This is a genomic window from Hydrocarboniphaga sp., assembly GCF_965279055.1.
Lineage (GTDB): Bacteria > Pseudomonadota > Gammaproteobacteria > Nevskiales > Nevskiaceae > Hydrocarboniphaga.
This window is the reverse complement of the sequence record NZ_OZ257125.1, coordinates 2,870,559-2,883,686: the sequence shown is the minus strand read 5'-3', so window position 1 is coordinate 2,883,686 and position 13,128 is coordinate 2,870,559. Positions and strand designations below refer to the sequence as shown.

Sequence of the window (13,128 nt, the reverse complement as noted above, 5' to 3'; positions counted from 1 at the left end):
CAAGCCAGCGTAGCCCGGGTGCAACCCGGGATCTACGAAACCTTCAGGACTGCGGCGCGAGGCTCAGGCTGCAGTCCATCCGCAGCCCGCTGCGCGACAACTGCGGGCATGGCGAAGCGGACGGCTGCGGTGCCGAGACGGCCTGCAGCTGCTCGCGCGCCACGGCGCGATCGAGCGAGGTCTGTGCCGGCGGCGCCGGATCCCGGGCCTCGCTGAGCAGGGTCGCCGCCAGCCAGCCCAAACCGATCAGGGCCGCGACATGGGCGCGGCCCAGCCACTGGCGACGACGTAGTTCGGACAGGCTGACGATTCGAAACTCGCTCACGGGTCGCTCTTTGGCCATGGTGTCGATGACGGCTGTCATCATCGCGATGCAGGCAGCGCAACCGCGTGCCGGCCGACTGGCGGCCGCGTCTGGCCGATCAGCGCAAGCGCTCGGCTTGGCTTGTCCGGCGCGTGGCACTAGCATTGCCGCCCCGTCGCGCGCCCCTTGCGCCTGCGACTCTTTCGTCCGCCTGCGCCCGGGCGGCCGGGATCACCTTGCGATGACGATCATGAAGACCGCAGACGGCAGCGCCGTTGCTCCTGTCCTGCCCTCGGCGGCGAGCCTGCGTGGCGAGCTGCGCCACAACCTCAAGCTCGCGGCGCCGCTGATGGCCGCGCAGCTGTCCTTCGTCGGCATGCACACCGTCGACACCCTGATGGCGGGTCGTCTCGGTGCCAGCTCGCTGGCCGCGGTCGCGGTCGGCGCCAACATCTGGTTCCTGGCCTTCATCATCTTCATGGGGCTGTTCATGTCGGTGTCGCCGATCGTCGCGCAGAGAGTGGGCGCCGGCCTGCCGGCTGCCGCGACCGGCGCGCTGCTGCGCAATGCGCTGCTGCTGGCGGTGATGCTGGGTGCGCTGTGGACGGCGGCGCTGAACCTGGTCGCCGATCCGGTGCTGGATCTGCTCGCGCTGGACGTCGACACGCGCACGCTCGCCGAAGGCTATTTGCGCGCGATTTCCTGGGCAGCGATTCCGTTCTGCCTGTGCTTCGTGATGCGTAACGGCTGCGAAGGCACAGGCGCGACACGCGCGCCGGTAATCGCCGGCATCGTCGCGCTGCTGGTCAATGCACTGGCGAACCTGCCGCTGATGTACGGTTATCTCGGCTTTCCGGCGCTGGGCGCGGTCGGCACCGGCTGGGGCACCGTGGTCGCGGTGTGGGCGATGACGCTGGTCTACGCGCTGCTGTACCGGCTCGATCCGCGGCTGCGCGCGATGCAGCTGTTCGCCGGACGGCCGCGGCTGACGCGCGAGCTGCGCGAGATTTTCACGCTCGGCATTCCGATCTGCGCCAGCGTCGTCGCCGAAGCCTGGCTGTTCAATCTGGGCGCGCTGCTGATGGCGCATTTCGGCGGCAGCGTCGTCGCCGCGCATCAGATCGCGATCAACGTCGCCTCGCTGGTGTTCATGGTGCCGCTGTCGATCGGTCTCGCAACCGCGGTGCGCGTCGGCCAGGCCGTCGGTGCCGGCGATGGGCTCGCCGCCGTGTTGCGTGGCCGCACCGGCATTGCGCTGGGAGCGGTGTTTGCGCTGTTGTCGGCGGCGTGCATGGCCTTGTTCTCGCGGCCGGTGGTCGCGCTGTACACGCAGGCGCCGGACATCACCGATATGGCGGTGCGTTTTCTGATGCTGGCGGCGATTTTCCAGCTTTTCGACTGTCTGCAGGCGACCACCAATGGCGCACTGCGCGGCTTCAAGGACACGCGCGTGCCGATGGCGGTAACGGTGTCGGCCTACTGGCTGGCCGGTCTGCCGGTCGCGGCCTGGCTGAGCCTGGGCACGAGCGTCGGGCCGGCGGGTGTATGGTGCGGTTTCATCGTCGGCCTGGCGATCGCGGCTTTCGGTCTGGGCCTGCGCTTCCGCCGGCGTGTGCAGAAAACGCGGCGTCTGACGACGACGTCGACGGTGAATCCGTCTGTGCTTATGTCCTGAACTTACTTGAACTTCGCAGTGCAGCCGGCATCCTAAAACCCACACAACACGAACCCGGAGAAACCTCATGGCACTGCAACTCGGCGACATCGCGCCCGATTTCGAGGCCGACACCACGGCGGGCCGTCTCAAGTTCCACGACTGGCTGGGCAGTTCCTGGGGCGTGCTGTTCTCGCACCCGAAGAACTACACCCCGGTGTGCACCACCGAGCTCGGCTACACCGCCAAGCTGAAACCGGAATTCGACAAGCGCAATGTGAAAGCCATCGGCCTGTCGGTCGACAAGCTGGAGGATCACGAAGGCTGGAGCCGCGACATCGCCGAAACCCAGGGCACCGCCCTGAATTTTCCGCTGATCGCCGACCCGGAGTTCAAGGTCGCCAACCTGTACGGAATGATCCATCCCAACGCCAGCGACCGTTTCACCGTGCGCTCGGTGTTCGTGATCGACCCGAACAAGAAGATCCGGCTGAGCCTGACCTATCCGGCCAGCACCGGCCGCAACTTCGACGAGATCCTGCGCGTGATCGATTCGCTGCAGCTGACCGACCAGTACAAGGTCGCCACGCCGGTGAACTGGAAGCAGGGCGAGGACGTGATCATCGTGCCGGCGGTCAGCGGCGAAGACGCCAAGAAGCTGTTCCCGAACGGCTGGAACGAAATCAAGCCCTATCTGCGTATGGTGCCCCAGCCCAAGGGCTGATCAAGTTGAGCGGTGCCGGGCCGATATGCGGTAGCGCATATCGGCTTTTTTTCGCCGCAGCACTGCGTTGTCGAATTCACGTGGAGATGAATCGGTGCGGAAACCTCTATTTCTGACCCGCGGATCAGAGTGACAGGCGCTGGGTTCTGTGGTTCAGAAGTGACCGGTTTTTTGGCTTACCCTCGGCTGGCGGCTGCCTGCTACCGCAGGGCGGCATGAGCGCCCTGGCATAAGTAACAAGCCTGATATTTCAATACGCTGCGGCTGCTTGATGCAGCGTATGGTCAACAAGCGGCAATGTAGGAATATTGATATATCGATGCGCTGCATCGCGTGCTAGCCTGAATCTGGTGAACTAATTCACGCACCGTTCAGCGGCCAAGACGCAACGGTTGTCGGCTGACATCAGGCCAAATAGCGCTACGGAGAGCTACCCCTTTTATGGCTGCGAACAATCTTGTATTCATCGTCATGGATAGCTGCCGCTTCGACAGCTATCAGCGCGCAAAACGGCCGAACATGGACCGCCTGGCCGAGGGCAGCCTGCGCTATTCCTATGCCTCGTGGACCTCGCCGTCCCATTACACCTATCTGATGGGCATGGTTCCGCATCAGAGCCCCAAGGGGGTATTCGCCTCCGAGGTCTACAAGAACGAGTTCTCGCAGTGGGTCGACCGGCTCGGCATCAAGGACCTGTCGTTCAAGAGCTTCGTGCCGCAGCTGTCGCTACCCAAGGTACTGAAGGACAACGGATATCGCACCGTCGGCCGGGTGTCGATGCCGGTGCTGAACCCGACTTCGCACCTGAACAAGTATTTCGACGACTACAAGCTGATGGCGAATCACAACGACTTCGCCGGCATGGTCGACGAAATCGAGTTTTACGACGACGAACCGAGCTTCCACTTCCTGAACCTCGGTGAGACGCATTACCCGTACATGCTGGACCCGAAAGGCCTGCCGCACATCTCCGGCGTGCACGGCGTGTTCAAGCGCATGGACGACGAGATGGGCCAGGCGACGTCCGACCAGTTCTTCGACGACGACCAGATGCAGCAGCTGCACAGCCAGCAGGTCAAGACCGTCGAGTACGTCGATCAGGTGCTGGACGCACTGATCTCCAAGGCGACTACCAACACGCATTTCATCATCACCGCCGACCACGGCGAGTGCTTCGGTGAAGGCGGCTACTTTGGTCACGGCCCGATCGTGCACGAGAAAGTGCTCGAAGTGCCGTTCCTGGAAGCGCGTAAACCTTAAGCAGACGAGGCGTCGGTCCCTGGCATCCGCCAGGGTCTGTCCACACTGCACCGGCGGGTCGTTATGAACAGCATCATCAGCAGCCAAGCATTCGAAATCATCGCGCTGGCCCCGGCCGCTTGGGCGCATCCCGGCGTGGCAGTGGCCGCCGCGCGGGCGGGCGGCCTTGGCCTGCTCGATCTGGAGTTCTGCACCGACGAAGCGCGCGCTCTGGCGAACTTCCGCCGCTTGCTCGCTGCCACCGACGGTCGCGTCGGCATCCAGGCGAGCCCGGCGCATCTGCCGCTGGTCGACAAGCTGCTTGCGCTGGCGGGCGAGCGGCCGCTGACGCTGGTGATCGCGCCGCGCGGCGGCTCGCAGTCCGGAATCGAGGTGCTGCGCCGCGGTGGCCAGCACCGCCTGCTGATCGAGCTCAGCTCGGCCGATGATCTGGCCACGCTGAGCTTCACGCCGGACGGCATCGTCGCCAAGGGCCACGAATCGCCGGGCTGGGTCGGAGAAGACTCCAGCTACATTCTCGTGCAGAAGCTGCTGCGCAAGACCCGGCTGCCGGTCTTCGTGCGCGGCGGCATCGGTATCAACACCGCGGCCGGTTGCCGCGCCGCCGGCGCCGCCGGCGTGGTGCTCGACGACCAGCTGCTGCTGATGGACGACAGCGCGCTCAGCGAGGCAACCAAGACCGAGCTCGCGCGCCTAGTCGGCGCCGAGACGCGCCTGTTCGGCGAGCTGCTCGACATGCCCTGCCGCGTCTACGCCAGGCCCGCCGCAGCGGCGCTGAAGCTGGCCGACGCGGACAACCGCGCCGCCGAAGCCGGCACGATGGCGCTGGACGTGTGGCGCAGCACCACCGATGCGCGCGTGGGCTGGGACGAGAACTCGCTGATGCCGGTAGGCCAGGGCATCGGCGCGGGCGCGATTTATCGCCAGCGCTATCAGCGCGTCGGCAAGCTGGTGCAGGCGCTGCGCAAGATCAGTTTCGAGCAGATGCGCCAGGCCGCCGAACTCGGCCATCTTGCCGAGGATGCGCCGCTGGCCAAGTCGCAGGGCACGCGTTATCCGCTGGCGCAGGGCCCGATGACGCGCGTCTCCGACAGCCCGGCCTTCGCCGCCGCGGTCACCGAAAACGGCGCGCTGCCGTTCCTGGCGCTGGCGCTGATGCGCGGTGACCAGGTGCTGGAAATGCTGCAGGAAACCGCGCGCCTGGCCGGTGACAAGGTCTGGGGCGTCGGCATGCTCGGCTTCATTCCGCAGGCGCTGCGCGACGAGCAGTGCGAAGCGATCTGGAAGTGCAAGCCGCCGTATGCGCTGATCGCCGGCGGCCGTCCCGATCAGGCCGCGGCGTTCGAGCAGCGCGGCATCAAGACCTATATCCACGCGCCGGCACCGGCGCTGCTGAAGATGTACCTGGAGCAGGGCGCGCGGCGCTTCGTGTTCGAAGGCCGCGAGTGCGGCGGCCACATCGGCCCGATCACCAGCTTCCCGCTGTGGGAGCAGATGATCGAAGTGCTGCTGGCCTTCGTCACGCCCGGCACCGAATCCGAAGTCCACCTGATGTTCGCTGGCGGCATCAGCGACGCGCGTTCCGGCGCGATGCTGGCCGCGCTGACCGCGCCGCTGGCGGCGCGCGGCATGAAAGTCGGCGCGCTGATGGGCACGGCTTACCTGTTCACGCACGAGATCGTGTCCAGTGGCGCCATCGTCCAGGGCTTCCAGGACCAGGCCGTCGCCTGCGCGCGCACCGTGAATCTGGAGACCGGCCCCGGCCACGCGACGCGTTGCGCCAACACGCAGTTCGCGCACGACTTCTTCAAGGCGCGCCGCGAACTGATGGGCGGCCAGCACAGCGCCGACGAAATCCGCGACACGCTGGAAGACCTCAACATGGGTCGCCTGCGCATCGCGTCGAAAGGCAAGAATCGCGACGAGAGCGGCAAGGTCGTCGACATCGCGCCGGAGCAGCAGCTGACCGACGGCATGTACATGATCGGCCAGGTCGCGACCCTGACCGACGAGCCGATGTCGGTCGCCGAGCTGCATGCGCGCGTCTGCAACGAATCGCAGGAGATGCTGGCGAACTTCGACGAGGCGGTGCACGCCAAAGTCGAAAAAGCCGCGCCCTCGGACATCGCCATCGTCGGCATCGGCGTGCTGCTGCCGAAAGCGCCGGACGTCGAAAGCTACTGGGACAACGTGCTCGGCAAGGTCAGCGCGATCACCGAAGTGCCGCGCGAGCGCTGGGACTGGCGCCTGTATTTCGACGCCGACCGGAACGCGCGCGACAAGATCTACAGCAAGTGGGGCGGCTTTCTCGACGAGCTGATGTTCGACCCGACGCGCTACGGCATTCCGCCGAACTCGATGAAGTCGATCGACCCGATGCAGTTGCTGACCCTGGAGACGGTGAATCGCGCGATCGAGGATGCCGGCCTGACCGATTTCGATCGCGAACATACCAGCGTGATTCTCGGCGCCTCCGGTGGCGCTGGCGATCTGGGTCTGCAATACGGCGTACGCAGTGAATTGCCGCGCTTCGTCAGCGATATGAACGACGGCGCCTTCGAGCGCCTGCCGGAATGGACCAACGAATCCTTCGCCGGCGTGCTGCTCAACGTCACGGCGGGCCGCGTCACCAACCGCATGGATTTCGGTGGCCTGAACTTCACCGTCGATGCGGCTTGTGCTTCGTCTCTGGCCGCTTTGTCGATGGCGGTGAATGAGCTGGAGAGCGGTCGTAGCAATGTCGCCATCGCCGGCGGCGTCGACACCGTGCAAAGTCCTTACGGCTTCATGTGTTTCAGCAAGACCGGCGCGCTGTCGCCCAACGGCGTGTCCAAGGCTTTCGACAAGAAGGCCGACGGCATCGTGATTTCCGAAGGCGTCAGCATGGTCGTGCTGAAGCGGCTCAAAGACGCAGAAGCGGCCGGTGATCGCATCTACGCGGTGATCAAGGCCGTTGCCGGTTCCAGCGACGGCAAGGCGCTGGGCATGACCGCGCCGCGTCCGGACGGCCAGATTCGCGCGCTGAATCGCGCTTACGGCAAGGCCGGCTTCACGCCCGCCACGCTCGGCATGATCGAAGCGCATGGCACCGGCACCGCGGTCGGCGACAAGGCCGAGGCGGAGACCATCACGCGCGCGCTGAAGAGTTTCGGCGCTGAGCCGAAGAGCGTCGCGCTGGGTTCGGTCAAAACCATCCTCGGCCACACCAAGGCCAGCGCCGGCATGGCCGGCCTGATCAAGCTGGCGATGTCGCTGTATCACCGCGTGCAGCCGGCGCACGCCAATGTCGATGATCCGCTCGACGCGATCGCCGATCCGACGTCGGCCGCTTTCGTTCTGAAGCAGCCGCGCGCCTGGCTCGCCAATCCGGACGGCACGCCGCGTCGCGGTGGCGTGTCCGCGTTCGGCTTCGGCGGCACCAATTTCCATGCGGTCGTCGAGGAATATCGCGACGGCATGGCCAATGCGGAAATCAACGGCTCGCGCAACTGGACGCAGGAACTGATCGTGTTCCGCGCCGCCGACGCGGCGGCGCTGCGCACGGAAGTCGAGCGCGTGCTGGCGCTCGCGCAGCAGCCGAAATCACGGCTGAAACTGGCGGTGCTCGCGCGCAGCCTGGCGAAGGAAGCGGATCGCCGTCGCGGCGCCAAAGCCAGTCTGGCGCTGGCCGCGCGCAGCATGGCGTCGCTGGCAACCGATCTGGAAGCGGTGATCGCGCATCTGAACGCGCCGACCAAGCCCTTGGCGCCGCACATCAAGCTCGCGCTCGATCGTCCTGGCACCGCGCCGCAGATCGCGTTCGTGTTCCCAGGACAGGGAGCGCAGTACGTCGACATGGGCGCGGAGGCCGCGATGTTCGTCGACGAGCTGCGCTCGGCGATCGAACGCGCCGACGCGACGTTGAGCAGTGAACTGCCGGAGCGCCTGTCGCGTCGCATCTGGCCGGAATCGGCCTTCAACGCCGACACCGAAACCGCGCAGCTGAAGCGCCTGACCGACACGCGCTACGCGCAGCCGGCGATCGGTGCGCTCGAAGTCGGTTACCTGAATCTGGCGCGCCGACTCGGCATCAGCGCGGTGGCCACCGCCGGCCACAGCTACGGTGAATTCGCCGCGCTGCATGCGGCCGGCGTGATCGACGAAACCAGCTTCCTGAAGCTGTCGGCGATACGTGGCCGGGTGATGGCCGAGGCCGCGAGCAGCGGGATCAAGGGCGGCATGGCCGCGGTACAGGCCGCGCGCGACGTGGTGCTGACCCGGATCGCGCCGTTCGCCGGCGTCGTCGTCGCCAATCACAACGCGCCCGAGCAGACCGTGATTTCCGGTCCGGCCGAGCAGATTGAACAAGCCGTCGCCGCGATCAGCGCCGCCGGCCTGCGCGTGACCCGGCTGCCGGTGTCCGGCGCGTTCCACACCGAGCTGATGGCGAGCGCCAAAGGCCCGCTGTCGGCGGCGATCGCGACCACCGAGTTCAGCGAGCCGACGCTCGCGGTCTATTCCAATGGTAGCGGCGCCCAATATCCGGCCGGCGTCGACGCGATGCGGGCGCAGCTCGACGCGCACCTGCTGTCCAGCGTCGAGTTCGTCAGCGAGGTGCAGGCGCTTTACGCCGACGGCGTGAGGCTGTTCCTCGAACTGGGCCCGAAGAGCATTTGCAGCAACATGATTTCGGCAACGCTGGCCGGTCGCGATGCGCGCAGCGTGTCGCTCGACGGGCAGGGCGGCGGTCTGCGCGGCCTGCTGAGCGGCCTGGCCGATCTGATCGCGCTCGGCGTCGACTTCGAGGTCGCGCGCCTGTTCGAAGGTCGCACGGTCGAGGCGCTGTCACTGGCGCAACTCGCCGAGCGCGCGCAGCCGGCCAAGATTCCGGCCACGGCGTGGTACATCTCCGGCGGCTACGTGCGGCCGCACAACGATCCCATCCTGCGCACCGGACAGCATCCGCCGATGACGCTCGAAAAGGCCGTGGAAGTGAAGGCCGCGGTGGTGCAGAAGATTCTGGATAGCGCACCGAAGCCCGAGCCGACCGTGATTCATGTGCCGGCGCCGGCCGCTGCTGCTGCCGCACCGATGCAGGCCTACGCGCCGCAGCCCGCTGCCGCGATGGCCGTGCCGAGCGCGCAGGGCGGCGAAGCGCTGATGGCGTACCACGAAACCATGCGCCAGTTCCTGAGCCTGCAGGAGCGCGTGATTTCGCAGTTCCTCGGCGGTGCGCCGGCGACTGCGGCGGCCGCGGCGCCGATGCCGTCGTATGTTCCGCCGATGCCGAAGGCTGCGGTCGTTGCGGCGGCACCGGTACCGGCTCCCGTGGCGGCGCCGATAGCGGCTGCTGCTGCCGTTGCGGTCGCAGCCGCGCCTGCTGCGGTGGCCGCACCGGTTGCTGCCGGCCTCGACGCCGCCGCGCTGTCGGCGATGCTGCTGCGCATCGTCGCCGATCGCACCGGCTATCCCGAAGACATGCTGGCGCTGGACGCCGATCTGGAAGCCGAACTCGGCATCGACTCGATCAAGCGCGTCGAAATCGCCGGCAGTCTGCAGAAGTCCCTGCCCGCCGAACTCGGCGCCGCGATGCAGGCGCAGATGGAGCGCTACACGCGCGCCAAGACGCTCAACGCGATCCTGCAGCCGCTGGTCGAAATCGCCGCGACGATGACGCCGGCTGCCGCGGTTGCCGCGACGATCGGCACACCGGTGGCACCCCCCGCGGTCGCCATCGCCGCGCCGGCGATCGACGTCACGCCGCTGCTGCTGAAGCTGGTCGCCGATCGCACCGGTTATCCGGAAGACATGCTGTCGCTGGACGCCGATCTCGAGGCCGATCTCGGTATCGATTCGATCAAGCGCGTCGAAATCGTCGGCGCGTTCCAGAAAGCGCTGCCGGCTTCGGTGTCCGAAGCGCTGCAGTCGCAGATGGAAAAGCTGACGCGCGCGAAGACGCTGCGCACGATCGTCGACGTGGTCCAGCCGCTGGTGGGCGCGACCACCGCAGCTGCCGCGCCGGTCGCTGCCGCCGCTGTCGCCGCCGCTCCGGCGATCGACTACCGCGCGACGCTGCTCGACATCGTCGCCGATCGCACCGGCTACCCGGCCGAAATGCTGGCGCTGGACGCCGACCTGGAAGCCGACCTCGGCATCGACTCGATCAAGCGTGTCGAAATCGTCGGTGCGCTGCAGAAGAAGCTGCCGGCGGATATCGCGGCCGCGATGCAGGCGACGATGGAAAGCTTTACGCGAGCCAAGACGCTGGCGGCGATTCTCGACAACCTCGCCAAACTCGGCGGTGCTGCTGCCCTGCCGGTCGTGGCCGCACCGACGCTGGCTGTCGCGGTTGCTGCGCCGAGCGTCGCGGTCGATTACCGCAGCCTGCTGCTCGAGATCGTCGCCGACCGCACCGGTTATCCGGCGGACATGCTGGCGCTGGATGCCGACCTGGAAGCCGACCTCGGCATCGACTCGATCAAGCGCGTCGAAATCGTCGGCGCGCTGCAGAAGAAGCTGCCTGAGTCGCTGGCGGCCGCGATGCAGGCGTCAATGGAAAGCTATACGCGCGCCAAGACCCTGGCGGTAATTCTGGATCAGCTCGGCGCCGCACAGGCGCCGATGGCCGCAGCTGCGGCGCCGGTCGTTGCTGCAACGATCGCTGCAGTCGCGGTAGCTCCAGTCGCGCCGGTCCCCGCGGTGCTCAGCGAAGTGCCGCGCTACGTGATCCGCCCGCGCGCCGCGCCGCTGACCGCCAAGCGCGTGACGATGTCCGGCGCGGTGATCGTGGCCGGCGGAGCCGACGCGATCGTGCTGCCGCTGCTGTCGCACCTGCACAAAGCCGGTGTCACGCCGCTGCGCATCGACGCGATCGACGCCGCCAGTATCGAGGCGGGAATCGCCGAGGCGCAGGCGGCGCATGGCAAGGTTTCCGGCGTGATCCATCTGCACGGCCTCGCCGAAGACGAGCCGCAGACCCTGCTCGCCTGGCAGCAGCTCGGCGAGCGTAGCGTGCTGTCGCTGTTCCGCATGCTCAAGCCCTTCGGTGCGGCGCTCGGCGACATGCGCGTGATCGCCGCGAGCCGTCTCGGCGGCACGTTCGGCCGCGACGCGGTCGGCCCGGGCACGCCGCTCGCCGGCGGCCTCAACGGTATGTTGAACTGCGTTCGCGACGAGTATCCGAGCGCGACGCTGCGCGCGGTGGACTTCAACGGCCAGACCGACGAAACCATCGCCTCGCATCTCTGCGACGAGCTGCTCGCCGACGATCGCGCGCCGGAGGCCGGCCACACCGGCGACGCGCGCTACAGCGTCAGCACGGTGGAGGAAGCGCTGGCCGACACGCCGTTCGCGCCGCATCTGCAGCCGTCGCCGGAATGGGTGGTGGTCGCCACCGGCGGCGCGCGTGGCATCACCGCCGAGCTGCTGGAAGAAATGGCGGTGCCGGGTATCAGCTTCGTGCTGCTCGGCCGCACGCCGGAACCGGCGCCGGAATCGGCGGAAACCGCGATCGCGGCCGACGCCTCGACGCTGAAGAAAGTGTTGCTGGCTCAGGCCCGCGCTCGCGGGGAAACGCCGAAGCCGGTCGACATCGAACGCGCCACGCAAAAAGTGCTGACCGAACGCGAAATCCGCGGCAATCTCGATCGGCTGCGCGCGCGCGGCGCCAACGTCGGCTACTTCTCCTGCGACGTACGTGACGAGGCTGCGTTCGGTGGTGTCATCGACGGCATCTACCAGCACTACGGTCGCATCGATGCGGTGCTGCACGGCGCCGGCGTGATCGAAGACCGGAAGATCGCCGACAAGACCGACGAGTCCTTCGCCCGCGTGTTCAACACCAAGCTCGATTCCAGCTACATTTTGAGCAAGAAGCTGCGGCCGGATTCGCTGAAGCTGCTGGTGTTCTTCACCTCGGTCGCGGGCCGTTACGGCAATCGCGGCCAGATCGATTACGCCTCCGCGAACGAGGCCTGCAACCGCCTTGCGTGGACGCTGTCGCGGCGCTGGCCGGAGACGCGCGTGATCGCGGCCAACTGGGGCCCCTGGGACGCCGGCATGGCCAGCGAGGCGGTCAAGCAGCAGTTCCGCGAACGCGGCATCGAGCCGATTCCGGTCGCTGGCGGTCGCCGATATTTCCTGCGTGAACTCGCCTGCGGGCCGAAGCACGAAGTCGAAATCGTCATCGGCGCCGGTCCGTGGAAAACCATGGAAGCCAGTGATGCGCCGGAAGCGGCGGCCACGGTTTCGCAGTACCCGCTGGTGCGCTCGGCGCTGCGCATGGGCGCCGGCGGCGCACTGGTGCTCAACCATCGTTTCGGCCTGGACAGCGATCCCTATCTCGGCGATCACGTCATCGACGGCCGTCCGGTGTTGCCGGCGGCGGCGGCGACCGAATGGGTCGCGCAAATGGTCGGGCAGGGCTGGCCGGGCTGGCAGGTCGCCGAAGTGCAGGATCTGCGCACGCTGGCCGGCGTGGTGCTGGAGCCGGGCGCGACGCGCGAGATCGAAATTCGCGCCAAAGCCACCAGCCATTCCGGCCCCGGCGAACAGACCGTGACCGTCGACATCGCCGACCCGAGCCGCAAGGCGCCGCTGTATCGCGCCTCGGTGCGCCTGGTCGAGCGCCTGGAAGCGCCGATCGTCGAGGTGCCGGCCGCGATCAGCGGCACACGCATGAACGCGCTGCAGACTTACGAGCGCATGCTGTTCCACACGGGCCGCTTCCGCCTGCTCACCGATATCACCGCGGTCGCGCCGGAGGGTGTCGATGCGCTGGTAGCCGTCAGCCATCCGAAGGACTGGATCGGCGTGTCCGGCGACTGGTTGTTCGACCCGGGCCTGATCGACGTGGCCGCGCAGCTCGCCTGGATCTGGGGCCGCGTGCATCGCCAGCAGAGCGCGCTGCCGAGCCGCTTCGGCCGCGTGCTGCGCGTGCCGAGCCTGCCGCCGCCGACCGGTGCCTTGAGCCTGCGCTTCCGCATCAAGCCGGCGGCGCACGAGCAGGCCGTGGCCTACGACGCGACGTTCACCGACAGCGAAGGCCGGCTGCGCCTGGCGATGCTCGATGCGGAAAGCACGCTCAGCGCGGCGCTGAACCGCATCGGCACCGAGAACGCGCAGTGATGGCGGGCTTCGACTTGCCAATCGAAATTCCCTCCGCCGCTTGCGGGGGAGGGCCAGGGTGGGGGCGAGTCGTCGCGGCGC

Annotated in this window: 5 protein-coding genes; 4 read left to right on the top strand and 1 reads right to left on the bottom strand. The window is 67.3% G+C overall.

Annotated features, from left to right (window positions below):
- Positions 1-43 precede the first annotated feature (43 nt).
- Positions 44-325, bottom strand: coding sequence for a hypothetical protein (locus tag ACQZF9_RS13010; protein ID WP_428309397.1), 282 nt, complete (start codon positions 323-325; stop codon positions 44-46).
- Between the two features lie 220 nt (positions 326-545).
- Between ACQZF9_RS13010 and ACQZF9_RS13005 the strand changes: the two genes are divergently transcribed.
- The 4 genes from ACQZF9_RS13005 (at position 546) to ACQZF9_RS12990 (ending at position 13,047) form a co-directional block, all read left to right on the top strand.
- Positions 546-1,979 (top strand): MATE family efflux transporter, encoded by a 1,434-nt coding sequence (locus ACQZF9_RS13005; protein WP_428309396.1) that lies wholly within the window; start codon positions 546-548, stop codon positions 1,977-1,979.
- A gap of 67 nt (positions 1,980-2,046) precedes the next feature.
- Positions 2,047-2,682 (top strand): peroxiredoxin, encoded by a 636-nt coding sequence (locus ACQZF9_RS13000; RefSeq protein WP_428309395.1) that lies wholly within the window; start codon positions 2,047-2,049, stop codon positions 2,680-2,682.
- A 471-nt stretch (positions 2,683-3,153) separates the two neighbouring features.
- On the top strand, positions 3,154-3,942 hold the full coding sequence (locus ACQZF9_RS12995; protein WP_428309394.1) for a sulfatase-like hydrolase/transferase: 789 nt from the start codon (positions 3,154-3,156) through the stop codon (positions 3,940-3,942).
- A 63-nt stretch (positions 3,943-4,005) separates the two neighbouring features.
- Positions 4,006-13,047 (top strand): SDR family NAD(P)-dependent oxidoreductase, encoded by a 9,042-nt coding sequence (locus tag ACQZF9_RS12990; RefSeq protein WP_428309393.1) that lies wholly within the window; start codon positions 4,006-4,008, stop codon positions 13,045-13,047.
- Positions 13,048-13,128 lie beyond the last annotated feature (81 nt).